At 63.6% G+C, this 20,582-nt stretch carries 22 protein-coding genes and 2 pseudogenes; 12 read left to right on the top strand and 12 right to left on the bottom strand.

What is annotated here, in order from left to right:
* Nucleotides 1–4 precede the first annotated feature (4 nt).
* Both NKI39_RS08895 and NKI39_RS08890 read left to right on the top strand, forming a co-directional pair.
* Complete coding sequence (locus NKI39_RS08895; RefSeq protein ID WP_352564563.1) at nucleotides 5–1,015, top strand: hypothetical protein; 1,011 nt, start codon at nucleotides 5–7, stop codon at nucleotides 1,013–1,015.
* Between the two features lies 1 nt (nucleotide 1,016).
* Nucleotides 1,017–2,492, top strand: coding sequence for an FAD-dependent oxidoreductase (locus NKI39_RS08890; RefSeq protein ID WP_352831444.1), 1,476 nt, complete (start codon nucleotides 1,017–1,019; stop codon nucleotides 2,490–2,492).
* A gap of 24 nt (nucleotides 2,493–2,516) precedes the next feature.
* Here NKI39_RS08890 and NKI39_RS08885 read toward each other — a convergent pair whose 3' ends face one another.
* Nucleotides 2,517–2,987: a YbhB/YbcL family Raf kinase inhibitor-like protein gene (locus NKI39_RS08885; protein ID WP_352471470.1), complete on the bottom strand. Its 471-nt coding sequence runs from the start codon at nucleotides 2,985–2,987 to the stop codon at nucleotides 2,517–2,519.
* A gap of 49 nt (nucleotides 2,988–3,036) precedes the next feature.
* Nucleotides 3,037–3,474 carry a DUF2267 domain-containing protein gene (locus NKI39_RS08880; protein WP_023677864.1) on the bottom strand — a complete coding sequence of 146 codons (438 nt, stop codon included), beginning with the start codon at nucleotides 3,472–3,474 and terminating at the stop codon, nucleotides 3,037–3,039.
* A 283-nt stretch (nucleotides 3,475–3,757) separates the two neighbouring features.
* Between NKI39_RS08880 and NKI39_RS08875 the strand changes: the two genes are divergently transcribed.
* Nucleotides 3,758–4,237, top strand: a complete 480-nt coding sequence (locus tag NKI39_RS08875; protein ID WP_352831442.1) for an Hsp20/alpha crystallin family protein — start codon at nucleotides 3,758–3,760, stop codon at nucleotides 4,235–4,237.
* 87 nt (nucleotides 4,238–4,324) lie between these two features.
* Here the strand turns inward: NKI39_RS08875 and NKI39_RS08870 are convergent, their stop codons facing one another.
* Complete coding sequence (locus NKI39_RS08870) at nucleotides 4,325–4,735, bottom strand: CBS domain-containing protein (protein WP_352458287.1); 411 nt, start codon at nucleotides 4,733–4,735, stop codon at nucleotides 4,325–4,327.
* A gap of 315 nt (nucleotides 4,736–5,050) precedes the next feature.
* On the opposite strand from NKI39_RS08870, the gene NKI39_RS08865 reads away from it, so the two are divergent.
* From NKI39_RS08865 to NKI39_RS08840, 6 genes and pseudogenes are all read left to right on the top strand, one after another.
* Nucleotides 5,051–5,767, top strand: a complete 717-nt coding sequence (locus tag NKI39_RS08865) for a phosphoribosyltransferase (RefSeq protein WP_352471473.1) — start codon at nucleotides 5,051–5,053, stop codon at nucleotides 5,765–5,767.
* Nucleotides 5,768–5,778: 11 nt separating this feature from the next.
* Nucleotides 5,779–6,456: a dienelactone hydrolase family protein gene (locus tag NKI39_RS08860; RefSeq protein WP_352471474.1), complete on the top strand. Its 678-nt coding sequence runs from the start codon at nucleotides 5,779–5,781 to the stop codon at nucleotides 6,454–6,456.
* Between the two features lie 122 nt (nucleotides 6,457–6,578).
* Entirely contained in the window at nucleotides 6,579–7,079 is a 501-nt protein-coding gene (locus NKI39_RS08855; protein ID WP_352451168.1) for a DUF6496 domain-containing protein, read from the top strand.
* Between the two features lie 370 nt (nucleotides 7,080–7,449).
* Nucleotides 7,450–8,337, top strand: coding sequence for an arginase family protein (locus tag NKI39_RS08850; RefSeq protein ID WP_352831440.1), 888 nt, complete (start codon nucleotides 7,450–7,452; stop codon nucleotides 8,335–8,337).
* A 190-nt stretch (nucleotides 8,338–8,527) separates the two neighbouring features.
* Entirely contained in the window at nucleotides 8,528–11,059 is a 2,532-nt protein-coding gene (locus NKI39_RS08845) for an NAD-dependent epimerase/dehydratase family protein (RefSeq protein ID WP_352831438.1), read from the top strand.
* Between the two features lie 225 nt (nucleotides 11,060–11,284).
* Nucleotides 11,285–11,551, top strand: a pseudogene (locus tag NKI39_RS08840) (substrate-binding domain-containing protein); the annotation flags it as partial.
* A 20-nt stretch (nucleotides 11,552–11,571) separates the two neighbouring features.
* Here NKI39_RS08840 and NKI39_RS08835 read toward each other — a convergent pair.
* The 5 genes and pseudogenes from NKI39_RS08835 to betI all read right to left on the bottom strand — a co-directional run bounded on the left by NKI39_RS08835 (nucleotide 11,572) and on the right by betI (nucleotide 14,977).
* Nucleotides 11,572–12,366 (bottom strand): inositol monophosphatase family protein, encoded by a 795-nt coding sequence (locus NKI39_RS08835; protein WP_352540227.1) that lies wholly within the window; start codon nucleotides 12,364–12,366, stop codon nucleotides 11,572–11,574.
* 54 nt (nucleotides 12,367–12,420) lie between these two features.
* Nucleotides 12,421–12,636, bottom strand: coding sequence for a hypothetical protein (locus tag NKI39_RS08830; RefSeq protein WP_352831437.1), 216 nt, complete (start codon nucleotides 12,634–12,636; stop codon nucleotides 12,421–12,423).
* 45 nt (nucleotides 12,637–12,681) lie between these two features.
* Nucleotides 12,682–12,873 (bottom strand): annotated as a pseudogene (locus NKI39_RS08825) (aspartate aminotransferase family protein); the annotation flags it as partial.
* Between the two features lie 12 nt (nucleotides 12,874–12,885).
* On the bottom strand, nucleotides 12,886–14,184 hold the full coding sequence (locus NKI39_RS08820) for a flavin monoamine oxidase family protein (RefSeq protein WP_352831435.1): 1,299 nt from the start codon (nucleotides 14,182–14,184) through the stop codon (nucleotides 12,886–12,888).
* Between the two features lie 76 nt (nucleotides 14,185–14,260).
* Nucleotides 14,261–14,977 carry a transcriptional regulator BetI gene (gene betI / locus NKI39_RS08815; protein ID WP_502898552.1) on the bottom strand — a complete coding sequence of 239 codons (717 nt, stop codon included), beginning with the start codon at nucleotides 14,975–14,977 and terminating at the stop codon, nucleotides 14,261–14,263.
* 72 nt (nucleotides 14,978–15,049) lie between these two features.
* Between betI and NKI39_RS08810 the strand changes: the two genes are divergently transcribed.
* Together NKI39_RS08810 and NKI39_RS08805 are read left to right on the top strand one after the other, a co-directional pair.
* Nucleotides 15,050–15,310, top strand: a complete 261-nt coding sequence (locus NKI39_RS08810) for a hypothetical protein (RefSeq protein ID WP_352831459.1) — start codon at nucleotides 15,050–15,052, stop codon at nucleotides 15,308–15,310.
* A 2-nt stretch (nucleotides 15,311–15,312) separates the two neighbouring features.
* Nucleotides 15,313–15,573 (top strand): hypothetical protein, encoded by a 261-nt coding sequence (locus NKI39_RS08805; protein WP_352814978.1) that lies wholly within the window; start codon nucleotides 15,313–15,315, stop codon nucleotides 15,571–15,573.
* Between the two features lie 42 nt (nucleotides 15,574–15,615).
* On the opposite strand, the gene NKI39_RS08800 is transcribed toward NKI39_RS08805, so the two are convergent.
* From NKI39_RS08800 to NKI39_RS08785, 4 genes are all read right to left on the bottom strand, one after another.
* Nucleotides 15,616–16,674, bottom strand: coding sequence for a dipeptidase (locus NKI39_RS08800; protein ID WP_352500772.1), 1,059 nt, complete (start codon nucleotides 16,672–16,674; stop codon nucleotides 15,616–15,618).
* Nucleotides 16,675–16,860: 186 nt separating this feature from the next.
* Nucleotides 16,861–17,160 (bottom strand): GNAT family N-acetyltransferase, encoded by a 300-nt coding sequence (locus NKI39_RS08795; RefSeq protein WP_352451160.1) that lies wholly within the window; start codon nucleotides 17,158–17,160, stop codon nucleotides 16,861–16,863.
* Complete coding sequence (locus NKI39_RS08790; protein ID WP_352821307.1) at nucleotides 17,153–17,788, bottom strand: alpha/beta hydrolase; 636 nt, start codon at nucleotides 17,786–17,788, stop codon at nucleotides 17,153–17,155. Before NKI39_RS08790 ends, NKI39_RS08795 begins: the two co-directional genes overlap by 8 nt.
* Nucleotides 17,789–17,798: 10 nt before the next feature.
* Nucleotides 17,799–18,731, bottom strand: coding sequence for a VOC family protein (locus NKI39_RS08785; protein WP_352831431.1), 933 nt, complete (start codon nucleotides 18,729–18,731; stop codon nucleotides 17,799–17,801).
* Nucleotides 18,732–18,939: 208 nt separating this feature from the next.
* Here NKI39_RS08785 and NKI39_RS08780 point away from each other — a divergent pair, with 208 nt between their 5' ends.
* Nucleotides 18,940–20,532, top strand: a complete 1,593-nt coding sequence (locus tag NKI39_RS08780) for an alkaline phosphatase family protein (RefSeq protein ID WP_352831429.1) — start codon at nucleotides 18,940–18,942, stop codon at nucleotides 20,530–20,532.
* Nucleotides 20,533–20,582 lie beyond the last annotated feature (50 nt).

Here is a 20,582-nt window from a genome sequence, read left to right as displayed (position 1 = left end):
TGCCGTGGATTCGGGCCTTGGCGCGATGCTGCGTGACGTCGATTATGTCCTGCAAAAACTCGACTGGATGCGCGCCGAAGGCATCTGGCCCAACGGCTTGCGGTATCTGTGGACCGACGCATTCGGGGTCGTGCTCTACGTCTCGCTTTGCACAGAAACTGGCGAACAGCGCTGGCTGGACGCGGCCGAGCGGCTGGTCGTGGATGTCGAGCGTGTGCTCGGCCGCCGGCGCGGACTGAGGATCGGCGAAGCGGCCGATCGCGACGGCCAGTACTTCCACTATCTGGCGATGTGGCTGTTTGCTTTGGCGCGTCTCGGCGATCTGAGGCCGGAATACCGCGAGCGCGGCATTGCGCTGGCGCGGGACATTCACCCGGCGTTTGTGGTCCCTGGCCGCGGCGTGATCTGGAAGATGCAGGAGGATTTGAGCGGTCCTTACCCCGGCTACGGCCTCGGCAGCATGGATGCCTATGACGGCTACGTCTCTTACCGAATGCTCGACGACGAGGAACTGGCGCCCGAGATCGCGCAGATGCGTGCCCTGATGGAGCGCGATTGGCGCAGGCTCGACATCGAGCAGGACCTCGGCCTCGGCATGATGCTGTGGCTCGCCCATTTCTTTCCCGACGAGCCGTGGGCCGAGGCCCAGACGAGGCGTTCGCAGCGAACCCTGGAAACGATGTGGGTCGACCCGCCCGGTTATTTCAGCCGCGCGCCATGGCTGCGCGATACCAAGTTCGCCTTCACCAATTACGGCGTTTCGCTCGGCCTGCAGGCCGCCGGTATCTGGCCGGGGCGTGTCGATAGGCTGAACGCCTTCTTCGAGGACTGGCGCTCCGGCGACGAATACGACCGCGAGGCGATCACCTGGGTGATGGCCTGCACCTCGCACCTTCCCGGCGCTTTTCTGACCCGGGGTGGCGAGACAATGATTGAAAGCGACCAAGCTCGGGAACGTTCCTCCGCCGGCGCGGTTGTCGATGGAAGTGCATGGAGACGCAAGGGGCGCGGTTGAAATGGCCATTCTCTTGGGAAAACCGGGAAGCTGTTGGGTGGCGGCAGCCGCCTCCACGAACTATCCCCAGCTCGAAGGGTCGATCCGTGCGGACGCCGTTGTCGTGGGTGCTGGAATTGTCGGGCTGACGACGGCGCTTCGGCTTTGCGAGGCGGGCCGGTCGGTGGTCGTCCTCGAAGGCCTGCGCACAGGCGGCCAGGTGACCGGCCGCTCGACGGCCAAGATCACCACGCAGCATGCGCTGATCTATCGTCATCTCATCGACAGCGTTGGCCGGGACCTGGCGCAGACCTATGCCGATGCGAATTCCGCCGGCGCGCGCCAAATCCGCGATTGGGTTAACAACTGCGCCATCGCCTGCGATTTCGAGAGCAAGGACGCCTATACCTACACCTGCAGTGAAAGCCGCTGCGCGGAGATTGCGGCCGAGGCGGAGGCCGCGCGCCAGGTCGGGCTGGAGGCCGAGATCCTCGACCGCGCGCCGCTGCCTTTCGTAACGGCCGCCGCGCTACGGTTCCCCGACCAGGCGCAGTTCAATCCGGCGATGTATCTGGTTGGCCTGGCGGAAGCGGTGACGGCCCGTGGCGGTCGGATCTTCGAAAACAGCCGCGCCACCTCGATCGACGAGGCAAGCCGCTGGCGCGTCGTCACCGATGGCGGCGCCGTTGATGCCGGGCACGTCGTCGTCGCCACCAACATGACGGTGAAGAGCCCCGTCGGCATGGCGAACCGGACGCAACCGCGCTGCCACACCGCCATGGCCTTTCGGATCGACGATCCCCTCCCTGTCGACGGCATGTTCATCGGCATCGACGACCCGACGCATTCCATCCGCACGGGCCGTGATGCCGAAGGGCCACTGCTGGTCACGCTCGGCCCCAAGTTCAACACCGGCTGGGACGGCGACGTGGCCAAGCGGTTTGTCGAACTGGAAAACTGGGCAAGAAAGAACCTTCCGGTCGGCGACGTCGCCTGGCGCTGGTGCAATGAGGACTATGATACGGCCGACAGGATCCCATATGCCGGCGAACCCGATCCCGCCAAGGCCGCCGGCTTCCACATTGCCACGGGCTTCAACGCCTGGGGCATCACCAACGGGACGGCCGTGGGCGCGATGATCGCCGACCTGATCTGCGGCCGCCCGAGCCCATGGCAACAACTCTACGATCCGGCCCGGCCCTATCCTGAGGACTTCCACAAGAACGGCCGCAGTCAATCGATCGTCTCGAGCACCCACGACATTGCGCCTGGTATGGGCGGCGTGATCGTCAGGGGAGACGAAAAGATTGCGGCGTGGAGAGACACCGAAGGCGCACTCCAGGCGGTTTCGGCGATTTGCACCCACAAGGGCTGCACCGTAACCTGGAACAATGCGGACCACACCTGGGATTGTCCCTGCCACGGCTCGATCTTCGCCGCCGACGGTTCGGTCATCCACGGCCCTGCCCGAAAACCGCTTGCCCAGATTACATTGTGAAGGCGGCGACCGACACGGCCCGCGTCACGCCGGCCGTTCGTAGGTTCCGACCAGCTCCGTCTCCTCCAATGCGTGTTTCTGGGCTTGCTTCCAGACCTGATGCACGCCCGCCTGTCCTGGTACGCTGAGGCTCGGCACATCGAGCGCGGCCAGCAGGAAGTGGTAATGGTGGACGCCGTGCCCTGCAGGCGGCTGCGGACCATCGTAATACGCATTGCCGAAATCGTTGGTGCCTTGCCTGAGTGCCGACGGGCCGGGCTTGCCGTCTTCGGCCTCGGCTAGTCCCCCGGCATCCGGCGGGATGTTGAACACCGCCCAGTGCCCGAAAATCCCGCTTGGTGCATCGGGATCCCGCACGACAAGAACAAGGCTCTTGGTACCATCCGGGACACCGGACCACTTCAGCGGCGGCGAGACGTTCTGGCCGTCACGCGCATATTTTTCGGGAATTCTTCCGCCTGCCCGGAACGCCGGGCTGATAAGGGTGAGTGGCATTGCTATTTCCCCAAGGAGGTTGCGACCGAGAAGCCCGCGCCTGCGCCGTTCACGCCGCTTGCTGAGCTTCGGCGACGCGTCTTATCTCGCCCGGCAGGGATTCCCAGACCTTGTGCATCTGTCCTTCTCCGACGTGATGGGCGAGTACCTTGGACACGACCCTGAATGCATCCTTGGAATCGACCGGGCGGGTAAATTCCAGCTCCGCCTTGATCTTGGCCAGAAACTCGTCGAGCGACCGCATCTTCTCGGGAGCTTTGGAAGGCTGATATTGGTCATAGAAGGCGCCGCGCACCAGGATCGGCAGCTGCGAGCCGAGGTGGGCTGCAAGATCCGGCTGCATACGGTCGCGCAGGGCGTGCAGCACCGCTCCGAGAACGTGCCAGGCGACCTGCCGATCCGGTCCAATCTCGTCCATGATCTCGTCGAGCCAGATGTTCGTGGTCTGCAGTGTCTTGTCGAATACGTCGAGTCCGGTGGCATTCATCGAAATCCTCCTTCCGTTCAAATCCGACTAGGTGATGTGACCAAACAGCCGTACCTGCCCGTTGTTCCCCCATGCGCATGTCCTGATGCGCATTTATTGTCGGAGGTCCCGTCTGTTGTCGGAGGTCCCGTCATGAGGGAATTCGGGCCGGCTTTTTTGCCGCTGTTTTTCGACCACCTTTCTTGGCCGGCACCGGAACATCCTCATGGGTGGACGAGTTTTGTTTGCCGTCGCCGATCACATGGCGACGAGTGATGCAGACACAAAAAACAGGAGAAGAACCATGGCACATCACGAGTTGGCGCCCCGGACGCCATCGCGCAGCCTCTACCCATCCGCGCGCGACCCGCTCACGTCATTCCACCGGCAGATTGACCGCCTGTTCGACGACTTCTTCGCGCCGATGGCCGAAGCGACTACGGCCGGCGATCTTTGGCCGAGCGTCGACGTACATGAAACAGACCAAGCCTATAAGGTCACCGCCGAATTGCCGGGGCTCGAGCAGAAGGACGTTGAGCTCAAGCTGCGCGAAAACACCCTCTTTATTACGGGCGAGAAGCGTTCGGAGCACAAGGAAGGCGAAGGCGGCCGCACCTACAGCGAACGCAGTTATGGCCGGTTTCAGCGGACCATCCCGCTGGAAGCGGAGATCGATGCCGACAAGGTGCAGGCCACTTTCAGAAACGGCATTTTGGCTGTCGAGCTTCCGAAGAACCCCGCTGCAAAGGACAAGACACGCCGCATAGAAGTGAAAGCGCGATAGTTGCCAAACTGAAGGCTGCCTGAGCAGGCGGCGTTCAGCCCAGATGGAGAAGAACGGCGAGCACGGCGGCAACCGCCCAGCGAGCGTCTAGCGCCGGGGATCGTCCGTTGCCTCGGAAACGCCTTCGAGAGCGATTTTGGCGGCTTCCTTATCGGTCCGCCCGAGGTCGGCCAGGGCAATGACGCCGACGAGGCGCTTGTCGTGATTGATCACCGGAAGACGACGCACCTGATGCTTGGCCATGATCTTCGCCGCATCGGTGATATCGGCGTCATCGAAGCACCAATAGACATGCTCGGACATGACCTCGCGAACGGTCGTGTTGCCGGCTGAGCGCTCCTCGGCGACGCCGCGCATCACGATGTCGCGGTCCGTCACCATGCCGACCAGCCTGTCATTCTCGCCGACCGGAAGGGCGCCGAGATTGTCGGCACGCATTTTCCGGGCGGCATCCCTGATTGTCGTGTTCGGGCCGACCAGTTCGGTCCGACGGCTCATGATCTCCTGAACTTGCATGGGATATTCCTTTCCCTGATTGCTGAGGCAACAAGTCGCCAGACGGCCCTGTTGCCACGCATCGCTAGATTGCCAGCTGGCCGGACGAGGCATGTACGGATCACTATCTTCGATCTTCCCGATCCGCGCTGAGGCGCGTGCCGGTGCCGGCACCTCGCGATCGAAACTATTCTTGGAACGTCCAGGCAGCGAGCGAGTTCCAAAATGGTACCGGTGCCGCAGCCATCCCACGGAATGTGGACGCAGGCTGGTGAAAAAACATCCACCGGGAAAACAGATGCACGCGGATTGAAGGTCATGGCTATCATCTTTTCAGATCGCCGCGAGGCCGGGCGGCAACTCGCCGGGGAACTCGTTCGCTTTGCCGGCCGCGACGATGTGATCGTATTGGCGCTGCCCCGAGGCGGCGTGCCGGTCGGCTACGAGGTCGCGCAGGCACTCAAGGCACCGCTCGACGTCTTCGTCGTGCGCAAGCTCGGCGTCCCCGGCCACGAGGAACTGGCCATGGGGGCGATCGCGCCCTCAGGCGTACGTGTCCTGAACGACGAAATCGTCAACGGTCTCGCGATCCCGCCACATGTCATCGACGCGGTCGCTGCAAGGGAGGAAAAAGAGCTTCTGCGCCGCGAGCACCTCTATAGGGACGGGCGACCCCCACCGCAGTTGAATGGACGAACCATTATCCTCGTGGATGACGGGCTTGCGACCGGATCGACCATGCGGGCCGGGATCAAGGCGCTGCGAAAAAACCACGCCGCCCATATTGTCGCGGCCGTTCCCGTCGGTAGCCCCGACACTTGCGACGCGATGCGGGCGGACGCCGACGAGGTCGTTTGCGCGACGACACCAGAGCCGTTGCTGGGTGTCGGGCGCTGGTACGTGGATTTCTCGCAGACGAGCGATGAAGAGGTCCGCGCGCTCCTCGCCAGGTCCGGGCCCAAGCCCGCCGCTTCCGAAGAGGAATTGGCTGGGCGCGCGGGCGCGGGTCCGGCGCCTGGCACCAGATCGACATAGCGGAGATGGATATGGACCGGGATAGCGAGCACGTCGTGCATGTTCCCGCGGGACCTGTCACGCTTGAGGGCAATCTTTCGTTGCCCTCGGATGCTCGTGGCCTTGTGCTCTTTGCCCATGGCAGCGGAAGCAGCCGCCACAGCCCGCGCAACCGCTACGTGGCAGGAAGGCTGAACGAGGCGAACCTCGCCGCCTTCCTCATCGACCTGTTAACGGCCGAAGAGGAGCGGATCGACCAGGTCACGGCCGAGTTGCGCTTCAATATCGGACTGCTCGCCGACCGGCTGGTCGGCGTCACGGATTGGCTCGGCGCCTCGCCGGAAACATCGGGGTTGCGTCTTGGCTATTTCGGCGCGAGCACGGGCGCCGGTGCCGCCCTGGTGGCGGCGGCCGAGCGGCCCGACCAGGCCGCGGCCGTGGTTTCGCGTGGTGGCCGGCCCGATCTTGCAGCGCACGCCCTGCCGCGCGTCCGGGCGCCGACCTTGCTCGTCGTCGGAGGCGCGGACAAGCAGGTGATCGCGCTCAACCGCTCGGCGCTGGCGGCGCTCCACTGCGAGAAGGAGCTCGCCATCGTCCCTGGCGCGACGCACCTGTTCGAGGAACCCGGCGCCCTGGACGAAGTCGCGGGCCTGGCGAGCCGATGGTTCTTGCGCCATCTGATTTCGGACAGATCGGCGTCGACGTCCTGACAGCTGGGGCTTGGATCACCAGTCCCGGGATCATTTGCGTCCTCAACGCGTTATGATCCTCATAAGACCGCGCGCAGCTGCAACCCGAATGGCTGTCGCAACCCGTATGAGGGAGAAAGACAATGCCGGACAAGAAAACCATCGAGAAGGCCCGAAAGGACAAGCGCGAGGGCAAATCGCCGAGCACACAGGCCGGCGAGTTCGTGCACGAGGAGATCGATAAAATCCGCCGCGGCGAGCACGGCGCGCGCTCGACGCAGCAGGCCATCGCCATCGGGCTTTCCGAGGCAAGACGCGCAGGCGTAGACCTGCCCCCGCCCAAAAAGGGCAAGGTGAAGGAGAGCACGCGCAAAAGCGCCGAATACGCCTATGAGGCCGGCCAGGGTGAACGCACGCCGAAACGCCGCCCGCGGGTGTCGAAAGCCGTCTCCAAGGTGCTCGAGCACGAGCCGAGGAGTACGGCGTCGCACGAGGCGCTGGCGCAGCAGGCCAAGCGTGCGGCCTCGCGCCGGACGGCTGAGGAGCGCTCGGCCGCTGCCAAGAAGGCCGCCGAGACGAAAGGCGCCAGCGGAAGGAAGGCGGCGGCGCAGAAGGCCGCCAGAACGCGCGCGCACCACGCATAGTTCAAAGACGGCAGTTCGCCTCCTGGAAATCCGATATGGCCCAAGCGACCGGTATCGAGATCTGCCCCGGCAGCGCGGGACAACGCCGCTGCCCAAGGCGAGCCTGCATCCGCGGGACAACATCGACTTCGAAATCACCGCTGACGAAACGGTGGCGCTGAACGAGCAATACTCGTCGCTCGCGATGCTGCCTGACGCGTGACACCGACCGGAGGTACACGGCGGCAAGGGCAGCGGGAGACCGGTCAGGAAAGCGCAGCCTGTTTCTTGAGCATGATGCGTATCGCCCATAACGCGGAGAACTCTGATCATGACCTCAGCTGCCAGCACGACAATGCCGCGAGACACCACTCAGACGAGACATATCGCTTTGCTCGGCGCGCCCTCTAATCTTGGGCTGATGCCGCAGGAGGGTGAGCCGGAGCCCGGCGTGTGGAAGGCGCCGGAGACACTTCAATCGCTTGGTCTCGCCGACCGTTTAGGCGCCGGTCCGTTGCGCTCGGTTCGGGCTCCGCCTTATCGGCCTGAGGTGGATCCTGCGACGGGCGTGCGCAATGCCCAGGCCCTGCGCCAGTATTCCAAGACGCTTGCCGAAGCGGTCGACGAGGAGCTGAACTCGGGAGGGTTCCTGCTCATGCTCGGCGGCGATTGCAGTGTGTTGCTTGGCCCTGCGCTCGCGCTACGGCGTCGTGGCCGCTACGGCCTTATCTTCTTCGATGGGCACACCGATTTCAAATTGCCGGATACCTCGCCGTCAAAGGGAGCCGCGGGCATGGATTTGGCCTTCGTGACCGGCCATGGCCCGACGCTCCTGACCGATTTCGGCGAGCACACTCCTTTGGTCCGTGAGGCCGACGTAGTCGCGTTTGGCTATCGCGATGTGCAGGACCCCGCGACTTACACGTCCAAGGCCGTCTTCGACACCGATGTTCACCGGATGGATTTGGCTGAAGTGCGGCGGCGCGGCTTCGCCGATGCGGCACGCATAGCGCTTGACGCGATCGCAGGGCAGGACATCGAGGGTGTATTCGTTCACTTCGATGTCAACGTGCTGGACAGCGAGATCATGTCGGCTGTCGATACGCCGGAGGCCGGCGGTGTCTTGCCCGACGAAGCTGTCGAAGCCCTTCGCACATGGTGCAACGATCCACGCGTGATTGGGATGGAGGTGACGATCTATGATCCCGACCGCGATCCGGATCGTCGCTGTGGCGAGCTGCTGATCGACATTCTGGTCGCTTCCCTTCGCGGCCGGTAGACCAATGGGAGTCCTGCACTTGTGCACAAATGCAATCCGCCGGCACGAATGGCCGTCGGTCTGACGGATCGCCGCGCGCACCCATTCTGTGGTGCTACCTCATCGGGAACCGTTCTCAACGAACATGGTTCGGAGTGTGCGACCGAAGCATTCGGCTTCTTCTACCCGGCTATCGCCAAGGAGATTCGCCATGACCGGCAAAACCCGTCCCACCGTCCTGATCACAGGCAGCAGCGGGTTTCTGGGCCAGGCCATCGCTCGCGGCTTGATGGAGCGCTACGACATCATCGGCCTTGATGTTGCCCGACGATCTTTGCCCGGCGTCGAGACGATCGAGATCGACCTTACCTCGGACGCGAGCGTGGCGAAGGCACTGGCCGAGGTACGCGAGCGGAGCGGCGGCCGCGTTGCCTCGGTGATCCATCTCGCGGCTTATTACGACACGACCGGCGAGGATAATCCGAAATACGGCGCGGTGACCGTCGAGGGAACGCGCCGGCTGCTGAACGCGCTGAGGGGGTTCGAGACGGAGCAGTTCGTGTTGTCGAGCACGCTGCTGGTGCATGCGCCGAGCCCGGCAAAGGGCGCCAGGATCGACGAGCGATCGCCGATCGATCCGGCCTGGGCCTATCCGAGATCGAAGGCCGAGACCGAGACGCTGATCCAGAAGGAGCACGGCGACATCAAGGTTGCGATCCTGCGACTGGCGGGTGTCTATGACGAGGATTGTCACGCGGCCTTCATCGCCCAGCAGATCGCCCGCATTTTCGAGCGCATGCCGACCGCCTATCTTTTCACCGGCGACATCACCACCGGCCGGCCCTACCTGCATCTGGACGATCTCGTCGACGCCGTGGTGCGCACCGTCGACCGGCGTAGCGCGCTTCCAAACGAGACCGTACTGCTGATCGGCGAAGAAGAGACGCCGTCCTACGACGAGATGCAGAAGCAGATCGGGCAGCTCCTGCATGGCGAAACCTGGCGGACCCTGTCCCTGCCAAAAGAGGTGACGAAGCTCGGCGCCTGGATGCAGGAGAAGGTTCTCGACCAGGAGTCCGACATCAAACCATGGATGATCGAGAACGCCGACGATCACTACGAGACCGACATCTCCCGCGCCAGGCGCCTGCTTGGCTGGAACCCGCGGCACAGCCTGACCGCTACCTTGCCGGAAATGATCCGGCGGCTGAAGGCGGATCCTACCGACTGGTATAAGAAGAACAAGCTTGAACCGTCGGCGGCCGCCGCTTCCGCGCCCGAGCTCGACCAGGCCGCCGAACGGCTGCAGCGCCCGCTCGAGCGCTCGGACGACGAGGTCGAGGCGGAAACCGAACGCCGCCGGGCCGCAACGCTCTGGGCGCCGCTGACCAACGTTGCGATCGGGCTGTGGCTCGTGGCGTCGCCCTTCACGCTCGGCCTGTTCGATCCCGCTTCAGCACCGATTCCGCCGGCGCTCGGACATGAGATCGCCTCGCCGGAGACGCGCGACGGCAGGCTCGGCATCAGTGAGATTGTATCCGGCCTCGCCATCCTGTCGCTGGCGCTCGTCGGCATGCGCCGGCGCTGGCACGGGCTGCAATGGATCACCGCCTCGATCGGGGTTTGGGTGATGTTCGCGCCGCTGCTGTTCTGGACCACCAGCGCCGGAGCCTACGCGACCGACACGTTGGCCGGCATGCTGATCGTCGCGTTCGCGGTGATGATCCCGCCGACGCCGGGTATCAGCCGGCGTGCCCTTGCCGCCGATGACGACCGCCCGCTCGGCTGGAGCTATTCGCCCTCCCTCTTCACCCAGCGCATTCCCATAATCGGCCTCGCCTTTGTCGGCCTGTTCGTCTCGCGCTATCTCGCTGCCTATCAGCTAGGGCACATCGACAGTCTTTGGGATCCGTTCTTCGGCCCGGGCGAAACGCCGGCCGGCAATGGCAGCGAGGCGGTGGTCACCTCCTGGGTCTCCAAGGGTTTTCCGATCGCCGATGCCGGGCTGGGCGCCTTCGCCTATGCGCTGGATATCCTCGCGGGCGCGATCGGCGACCGCCGCCGCTGGCGCACCATGCCATGGATGGTGCTGCTGTTCGGCTTGCTGGTCATCCCGCTCGGCGTGGTCAGCGTCGGCTTCATCATCATCCAGCCGCCGCTCATCGGGGCGCTGTGCACGCTCTGCATCGTCCAGGCTGCCGTCACGGTCGTGCTCATCCCCTATTCGGTCGACGAGGTGCTGGCGAGCTGCCAGTATCTTTGGCGTGCGAAACAGGCGGGAGAGCCGTTCTGGCGCACATTCTGGTGCGGCGGCCCGGCGCTTTCGGAGGACCAGACGCCGACGCCGGATCTCGACCGGCCGCTATCGGCAGTGGCGCGGGACTTCGTCACTGGCGGTGTGAATTTCCCCCGGACCCTTGTCGCCAGCACACTCGCCGGCGCCCTGCTGATGATCACGCCGCTTGTCTTCGGCACCAGCCCGCCGCTCTACTTCAGTGACCATGTCACCGGCTGCCTGGTCATCATGATCGCCGTTACGGCGATGGCCGAGGTGGCGCGCGCCGTCCGCTTTGTGAACATAGCGCTTGGAGCCTGGATCGCCCTCTCTCCGTTCATGCTCCCCGGCGGCGCGGCGGCGAGCCTCGCCAATCTGGCGATCGGAGCGCTGCTGGTCGGGCTCAGCCTGCCGCGCGGCACGCGCAGCGCTGCGCATTATGGCGGCTGGGACCGGGCCATCGTCTGAGAATGTTCGGCGGCGCAGGACGGTCGGCCAGGTGGCTGCAAAGATTGATCCGCATCAACCTGTCGAACACATCGAGCGGGAAGTCGGCGAAAGGCGCAAAGGCGGCCGTACCCTTCCAACTTGAATTTTCCGCGTATCTGCATTTCATAAGTCGGCAAATAAATTAGGGAGGAATTTCAACATGATAAAAGGGCAATTCTCTGCGCCGGCATCCTCGCCGCCGGTATGTGGGCCGCGTCGTCATCGGCGTCCGCCGAAAGCCTGACCATGTCTTGCGGCGTTGACGAGGTCTGGTGCCAGCAGACGGCGCGGGCGTTCGAGGAGAAGACCGGCATCACCGTCAATATGACCCGCAAGAGCGCTGGCGAATTCTATGCGCAATTGCGCGCCGAGGCCGCCAACCCAAAGGGAGACATCTGGTGGGGCGGAGCCGGCGATCCGCATCTGCAGGCAGCCGAGGAGGGCCTGACAGTGGAATACAAATCGCCGCTGCTCATGCGGGCCGGTTCTGATCAAAGCTTGAAGGATTGCACGCAGAGCTGGCGGACCTGGGCGAACACGCCGCTGCCGGCGCAAATCACCAGCGCGCCGTTTGCCAGCACCGTCTTTGGGTCGGGCTTGACTATAGTGCCGCCGGCTTCTTCCACCAGCAGCATGCCTGCCAGGCAATCCCAGGCGTTCATATGCTCTTCGACATAGCCGAGCAGCCTGCCGGCGGCCGCATAGGCGAGCATCAACGCGCCGGATGCGTTACGGAAAAACACGCCGCCCTGTGAAAACAGCAAACCGATGAGCGTTGCGACGTTCTGCATTTCGGCGCGGTTGGAAAAGCCGGTGCCCAACGAGCCGTCGGTCAGGCTGGTGGCCGCGCTTGCCCTGATCGGCTTGCCGTTGAGAAAAGCGCCGCCGCCCTTACGGCAATGGAACGTTTCGCCGGTAGAGGGCTCGTGGATGACACCCACGACAGTGTCGCCGTCCTTGGCGCAGGCGATGACCACACACCAGGCCGGAATGCCCCGCACGAAATTCGCGGTGCCGTCGATCGGATCTATCACCCAGACATGCCCGCTAGATCCGGTGACCGAGGCATGCTCCTCGCCGACAATTCCATCGGTCGGGTAAGCGGCTTTCATTGCCGCACGGATGAACAGCTCGACCTCGCGGTCAGCCTGCGAGACCATGTCCTGATGACCTTTGTTCTCGATGGCGAGGCTGTCGAGGTCGCGAAAATACTTCAGGCCGAGCGCGCCGGCGCGCCGCGCGAGATCGATGGCGAACTGTTCGCGCGTTGCTGTGTCGGGTGTCATGAGATCCTTGGGATGGCGAATGTGATCTGAGGAAAATACCCCAGCCAAAGAAGCTTAGCGGTGAAGATAAGAGCGTGCAAATGACGAGCCCTGCCTTTTGCAGGGCGGCCCCGAGGCCGACCGGTCTTCCATGCGCCCGACAGCGACAGTCGCGCTCATACGGGTCCGGGTCATGTCGCCTTCGATATAGATGATCTGGCCGGTCATGAAGCTCGACGCGTCGGAAACCAGGAAGATCGCAGCACCGCCCAGTTCATCGACCTCGCCCACCTTGCCAGCGGCCGACCAATGCCACGGCTTGCCGGCGATAAACGCCTATCCCCGCCAGACATCTTCGCGGCGCAGATCGTCCATCGCGCGCGAAATGCCTTCGCGCAGGATCGACACCATATCGTCGATCTACTGGCGCTTGATGATTAATGGCGGCGACATCACGCACATGTTGATCAGTAGCCGGACCAACAGGCCGAGCTCGTGGCAATGCGCGTCGATGCCGGTCGGCACCTCGATCCGCCTCGCTTATGACCCTGAGGCTCTGCTGGCGATAACCTGAATAATTTTTTGCGCAGCAGTGCGACCGGCGACGATCGCGCCCTCGACATAGCCCGGAAATGACGGCGACAGCTCCGACGAGGCAAAATGCACCGGCGGGGCGCCCGCCCGGATAATGCATTCGGCATCCGTTGCCGCCGCATCGACGATCGAATCGCTGTAACCGCCGCCGCTCCAGTGATCCCCGGTCCAGTCGCGATGGCTGAGATCGGTGACGCCGGCCGCCTCGATACCGAGCGCATCTTGCAGCTTTGATGTCACCGTTGCGCGTAGCGCCGCGCTGTCCATATCCCGCCAGCGCTGCGCCAGCGGCCCGCCGATGAAGACGACAAGTGCTGCATGATCCTCGTCCTTGCTGGCATCGCAGGCAAAAAGTCCGTGCGGCTCCCGCCACATCACCATGCCGCTCAAGCCCCTGTCGCGCCAGAAAGCCTTGGGATAGCGCACCAGCATTTTGATCACCGCGCCGCTTTGCCAGACGCCGAGGGCTCTCTCCAGCGCAGCCGGCAGCGGCGGCACGAAATCCACTCTCGAGGCCATCATCGGCGGTAGCGCGACCAGTACCGCTCGTGCCTCGGTCACGCCGGCAGGCGAAACGACGCGAACCCCTCCCGGCCCGTGCTCAATGGCCTTGACAGCTATATTCAGCCGCAGTCGATCGCCGAGATCCCGCGCAAGATCATCCGCCAGCGAATGCATGGTTTCGCCCACGAAATACTGCAATTCCGACACCTCATTGGTGATGCGGCGATCATTGTCGATCAAGTACCAAAGCGGCAGCGTTTCCATTGCCAGGCACCACAGGCCCTCGATCATCGACCGAAAGGCGGCCTTGGCATCGTCGGGATCGTTCTGGCGATCGAGCCATGCCGCGACTGTCAAGCCGGCGATGGCCGGGTCGGTCGGTGCGATCGCGTTCATCCGCTCGCGCATTCGCATCGCGGTGCCGTAAGTGCGCCCGGCTTGCGCCTCGCTCATTCGCGGCTGTGTGACGAATTCGCCTGCGACATGGGTCTCGACCAATGTCTTGCCGCGCGCTCGCACCAGCGCCATTAATTCCGGCATGTCTTCGCACAAGAACTGGCCGCCGCTGTCGATCCGCTCGCCGAGCCCGTTCTGCACGGCTTCGACGCGGCCGCCGACACGGTCGCGGGCTTCGAGCAGCACGACATCGATGCCGGCGTGGTTCAATTCACGCGCGGCCGACAGGCCGGTGAAGCCGGCGCCGACGATGGCCACATCGGCTCGTTCGATCTTGAACTTCATTGGCCGGCCTTGATCTTCTCGAATGTCAGGCGCCGGATCATTGTCTTCATTGCTGGTCCACCCTCTTTTTGATGGTTCATGCCGGCCTGGCACCGCGGGCTGCTGAGTTCGGATAGTGCTTGGGGAATGCCGCAGACAGGAACTCGTTCGCGGCCTGCAGCGCCGTCTCGCGTGTGGCGTCCTCGGTGCCCATCATCAAATGCAGCCACAGACCATCCAGCATGGCGCTGAGCGCCAGCGCCATGACTTGCGGCTCATAGGCATAGAAGCCGCTCTGCTTGAGCGCCGCGCAAAGATCGACGAATATGTTCTGGTAGACGGCATCACGTGCGCTGCTCAGCGCCTGATATTTCGGTCGCGATTTGGCCTCGCCCCAGAAGGCACACCAAGCAGCCAGCTTGCGCTTGTTGCAGATCGAGCGGTTGAAATCGGCTGCCACCAATGCCTGCAGCTGGCGGGCGGGATCATCGCCGGCCCTTTGCAAGGCGCTGCGCCAATGCGCCGAATACTCGTCATGCATGTATTGCAAAGTGGCGACGAGCAGCTTCTCCTTGCTCTCGAAATGGAAATTGACGATGCCGCGCGACAGGCCGGCGCCGTCGGCGACGTCGGCCATAGTCGTTTCCGAATAACCGCGCTTGGCCAATGAATCGATAGTCGCTTCGATCAGTTGAACCTGCCTTGTCTCTTTCGACGCTTTGCGGCCGCGCTTTTCGGAATCGCTTTTTCGCGCCGGTTCGAGGAGGGCTTCGCGCGCCTCTGTTGTCTTCATCGGGGTGATGGTCTCCAGCATCGCCGGCTAGCCGACCGGCATCGGCCGCGAAGATCAGTGGGACGGTGTTTGCCACTGTCAAGCACCTTCTGCATGGCTGCCCATATTCGAATGTTCTCGTCGAGATTGCATCCTTGGATAAAACGTCGTCGAAGGCATCCGTCGGCGAAAGGCAGCGATCCCGGCGATGGAGACCAGATCAGCGCCGCCGAGCCCGCCTGCAGCGGACCTTGGGTCGAGATCTACGCCGGGCGCGAGCTGCAATATCAAAAGCTGCTGAAGCGTGCCAAACTGGTGCCGCGGCTGGTCGTCAGGCTCGGCCGCCGCACTGCCAATCCGCCTGCGGATTTCTAAATATGGCCGACGACACCGACAGTCCCAAACTCGCCGCCGAAGCCGCCGAACAGTGGCAGCTGATCAACACACCGCTCGGCGAAAAATGGTCGGGCCGCACCCGCTATGCTGCGGCCATGTTCTTCTACAAACGCGGTGAGATGAGCGCTGAAACGCTGGAGGCCTACCGTATTTGTGCCAGGCTGGATTCGACCGATCCGCTGCCGATCATCCGCGACCGCGGCATTGGCCAGGACTGGCTTAAACGCATGGGTTTCGAATAGTCGGCCTCCAAATCGCATTCCGGTCAAGCCGGCATCACCCGCTTAGCCGATGGTCTTTTCCAGCATGCCGAGCCAGTTGCGATAGGCGATCTTCTCGATCAGCGCGCGCCCGAAGCCGCGAGCCGCGAAAGCGTCGAGCAATCTTGGCAGGCCGGCAACGTCGCCTATCACGGCCGGGATCATGGCGCCGTCGAAATCCGAGCCCAGGCCGACGCCGTCTTCGCCCAGCGCCTGCAGCAGCGAATCGACATGGCGCACCATGATGTCGAGACTGGTGTCGGCGTTCATCCTGCCGTCCTCACGCAGGAACCCGGTGGCGAAATTCAGCCCGACCATGCCGCCGGAGTCGCGGATCGCGCCGAGCTGCCATTCGGTGAGGTTGCGCGAATGGCCGCAGATCGCGTGCACGTTGGAATGGGTCGCGACCAGCGGTGCGTCGCTGATCTCGACGACGTCGCGGAAACCTTTTTCGTTGAGATGCGAAAGATCGATCATGATCTTCAGCTGGTTGCAGGCTTTCACCAGCGCCTTGCCGGCATCGGTCAGCCCCGGCCCTGTATCGGGCGACGACGGGAAACGGAACGGCACGCCGTGGCCGAAGGCATTGGGACGGCTCCAGACGATACCGAGCGAGCGCAGGCCGGCTGCGTGGAGGACATCGAGCAGGGTGAGCTCAGGGTCGATCGCCTCGACCCCTTCGATGTGGAAGACCGCCGCGATCGAGCCTTGCGCCATCGCCTTCCTCACATCGCCGGCGGTGCGGCAGACAGTGAGCGCCGAAGCCCGCTCCAGCCTGAACAGGATCGAGGCCATCGCTATGGTGGAGTTGAGCGCATCGGCGCGCGGAACCTCGGGCGGCATGGGCTCGCTGTCGCTCGGCGCCAGCGGCACCGCGCCGCGCTTGGATTTCTCGACAGGCGGCGGGAAGATCGCGAACATGCCGCCGGCAAATCCGCCTTTCTTCGCGCGCGGCAGGTCGATGTGGCCACTCGGCGTCCCCTCGACGAACAGCTTTTCGACGTCCGCATCCTTCGACTGGTAGAGCCTGAGCAGCGTGTCGTTGTGGCCGTCGAAGACGGGAATGAGATCGGATTCGGTCATGGAGGGCCATTCGGTTGAAGTGGTCGGGCCGCGGAGGGCGAGCCGGTTGTTGCCAATACTTAGGCAAGGCGAGCGCTCTGCGCAAATCCCGCATGTTTGCCTTATGTTTGTACGCCGCCAATGGTCGAAGCGGCACGCGGTAAAGCCGCGCACCCTTTGTCCTGTCATTCATCGAGGGGCAGTCTCTTACCGCTTCAGCACGTCCGCCCATTCCGGATGGCGGCGGAACTGAGCATTGGCGAACGGGCAAAGCGGGATGATCGTCTTGCCCGCCGCACGTGCATCCTCGACGGCACGGGTGACGAGGCGAAGTCCCGCGCCCTGGCCGCGAAATGCATCCGGCACTTCGGTATGGTCGATGATGATCTGGTGCTCGCCGACCTTGGTGAAGGTCATCTCCGCCTCGGCGCCGCTCGGCCCACGCAGGAAGTAGCGGCCCTTCGAGCCGCGGTCCTCCAGCTCGATCTCCGGCAATAGGTCAGACATGGCTTGCGGTCCTTTCATCCGGCGCTACGGCGAACAACTGCCGCGCCGCCTCGATCTCGCTCGGCCGCACCTCATGGCCGCCGTCATGCCACTCGACTGTGACATCGGCACCATCGGCGCGCAAATAGGCTTCAAGCCGCGCCGTCAAATCAGGCGGACAGATCGGGTCTCGCCTGCCGGCGGTGACCAGGATGCGGCTGCCGTCAAGGCTGCCCTTGACCTCCGGCTCGAACGGGATCAGCGGATGCATCAGCACCGTTGAGTCGAACAGCGAGGGTTCGGCAAACAGCACCGAGGCCAGGATGTTGGCGCCGTTGGAATAACCGAGGCCTAGCACCAAAGATGGCTTTGCCGCCTCGACATGTGCCTTGACGAAGCCGGCCATCTTGTCCGTCGCTCGCGTGAGATCGCCCATGTCGTAAACGCCCTCGCCGGTACGGCGAAAGAAGCGTGCGGCGCCTTGTTCCGAGACATCGCCGCGCGGGCCGACGATCGTCGCTTGCGGCGCAAGATCGCGCCCAAGCGACAGAAGCTGATCCTCGTCACCGCCAGTGCCATGGAAGACGAAGAGCAACGGTCCGCCCAGCGAACCGGGCAGCACCTTGTGAATATACGAATCCTTGCTCATAACCCTGCCCTCAGTCTTCCAGTTTCTGCAGATGCTGCTCGAGATAGGGCCGCAAATGCTGGTGTTGCGACGGCAGTTTCAGCGCCTCGCCGAGATGGGCGGTATCCTCGTCGCGGTCGAAGCCCGGCTCGTTGGTGGCGACTTCGAACAGCACGCCCCCCGGTGTGCGGAAGTAGATCGCCCAGAAATAATCGCGGTCGATCACCGGCGTCACCTGATAACCTGTATCGAGGAGTGCCTTGCGCACTTCGATCTGCTTGACGCGGTTCTCGACGGCGAAAGCAACATGGTGGACCGAGCCGGCGCCGAGATTGGCGAAGCCGGCCCCTGGCAGCGATTCGATATGGACGACGTCGGCGCCGTTGCCGTTCTTCACCGCCAGCCGCCTGATGTTGCCGGACTTGTCGACCTCCTCATAACCCATGAATTTCAGCAGCTCTTCGGTGGCGCCGCCATCTTTCAGCCTGAGCGACACCGAGTGAAAGCCGCGGATCGCCACGTCGGTGGGAATGCCACCCTTGGCCCATGGCGCACGGTTGTCCGCTCTGTCTTCGACCAGCGCAAACCCGTCGCCGTCGGGACCGGCGAACGCAAGACGCTTCTCGCCGAACGTCTCCTCATGGGACAGCCCGGTGACGCCTTGGTCGGCAAACCGTTTCTCCCAATAGCCGAGCGTGCCCTCAGGCACCGAGTAAGCGGTGGTGCCGACCTCGCCAACGCCATGGCGGCCCTTGCCGATGTTTGGAAACGGGAAATAGGTCATCACCGAGCCGGGTGTGCCGACCTCGTCGCCGTAATAGAGGTGGTAGACATCGGGTGCGTCGAAATTGACGGTTTTCTTGACCCGCCGCAGACCGAGCGTCCCGGTGAAGAATTCATTGTTCTGGCGCGCATCGCTGGCCATCGAGGTGACGTGATGCAGGCCCTTGACCTGGTCGAGCATGTTTCTGCTCCTTTCCTTGTGCCGGTGCGGCCCTTGCCGCTGTCCACGCAAATATGAGCATCCGCCTCCTGGCCGCAAAGGCGGCAAACACAGAATGGACTGTGCTGTTAAAGTGAACGACGAAGCAGGTTTTGTTCACCATTCGGCAAACTGGACCGGCTTGCATACTCGCCGAAATTGCGCTCCATGAGCGACGCATGTAGCCAGCATGAGGATACAGCGGTTGAGTGGAAAACGCCCCAATATTCTCCTGATCACCTGCGACCAGTGGCGGGGCGACTGCCTGTCAGCTGCTGGCCACAAGGTGGTAAGGACACCGAATGCCGACGCGCTGGCTGCCGAGGGCGTTTTGTTCCAGAAGCACTATGGCGGCGCCGCACCTTGCTCGCCGGCGCGCGCCTGCCTCTACACCGGCCTCTACCAGATGAACAATCGTGTCTGCCGCAACGGCACACCGCTCGACGCCCGCCACGGCAACATAGCCCTCTGGGCACGCGCCCTCGGCTATGATCCGACGCTGTTCGGTTATACCGACATGGCGCGCGACCCGCGCACGCTGGCGCCTGGCGACCCGCAGCTGAAAAGCTATGAAGGCGTGCTGCCCGGCTTCACCGTGCGCCAGCTTCTGCCCGAGCACCAGAAGCCCTGGCTGTCATGGCTCAAGGCGCGCGGCGTCGATGCCGGCGCCGGCTCCCCCGCCATTCACCGCCCGGCGGGCGAAATCCTGGAAAACGACGGCGCGATCAGCAACGGTCCGCCAATCTATTCGAAGGACGAGACGCCGTCGGCCTTCCTGGCCGGCGAATTCATCCGCTGGCTCGGCGAGCAGGAGCGCGATGCCCCGTGGTTCGCGCATCTTTCCTTCATCAGCCCCCACCCGCCCTTCATCGTGCCGGCGCCTTACAACGCCATGTACAATCCGGCCATCGGTCCAGCTTTTGACCGCGCGGAAAGCTGGCAGGCCGAAGCAGCAAGCCACCCTTATCTCGCCTATGAACTTAGCCGGCAGGAACGGTCGAAATTCCGTCCCGGCTCGGAGGGCAAGGTGCGCGACTGGGGCGACGACAATTTTCGCCGCATCCGGGCGCTCTATTACGGCATGATCTCGGAGGTCGACGCGCAGCTTGGCCGTGTCTGGCAAGCGGTCAAGGCGGCCGATGCATGGGACGACACCGTCATCGTGCTGACCTCCGATCACGCCGAGATGATGGGCGATCATTTCATGCTGGGCAAGGGCGGCTTCTTCGACGGCAGCTTCCATATTCCGCTGGTCATTCGCGATCCGCGCCGCCACAAGGCGGCCGGCAGCAGTGTCGACCGCTTCACCGAGGCGGTCGATTTGGCACCCACCTTGGTCGAGCTCACTGGGCTCGAGCTCACTGGCGGCGAAGTCCTGCCGCATCTCGACGGCCGCTCGCTGGCGCCTTTCCTGGACGCAACGGAGCCGGACAATTGGCGCGATGCGGCGCATTGGGAGTTCGATTTCCGCTCGATTGCGGATGGTGATGCAGAACGCTATTTCGGCATCGGTCCGCGTCAGTGCAATCTCGCCGTCATCCGCACCCAAAAGTTCAAATATGTGAATTTCGGCGGCGGCCTGCCGCCCTTGCTCTTCGACCTGGAAAAAGATGCCGGCGAGCTGACCAACGTCGCTGACGACCCAGCCTATCTGCCGGTGCGGTTGGAATTTGCCGAGAAGTTGCTCGCCTGGCGGGCCGAGCATCTCGACCAATCTCTGGCGCTCGCCGAATTGACGGACAATGGCGTTGCCGGCCATGTCGCGGGCTTTCCCTCGACATAAACAAAGCCCGCGCCGTTGCCGGCGCGGGCTTCTCTGTCGGCCTGTGTGCT

Origin of the sequence: Mesorhizobium sp. M0664 (assembly GCF_040320565.1) — a bacterium.
Taxonomy (GTDB): domain Bacteria; phylum Pseudomonadota; class Alphaproteobacteria; order Rhizobiales; family Rhizobiaceae; genus Mesorhizobium.
The sequence above is the reverse complement of the archived record's forward strand: the minus strand, read 5'-3'. Positions and strand labels throughout refer to the sequence as shown.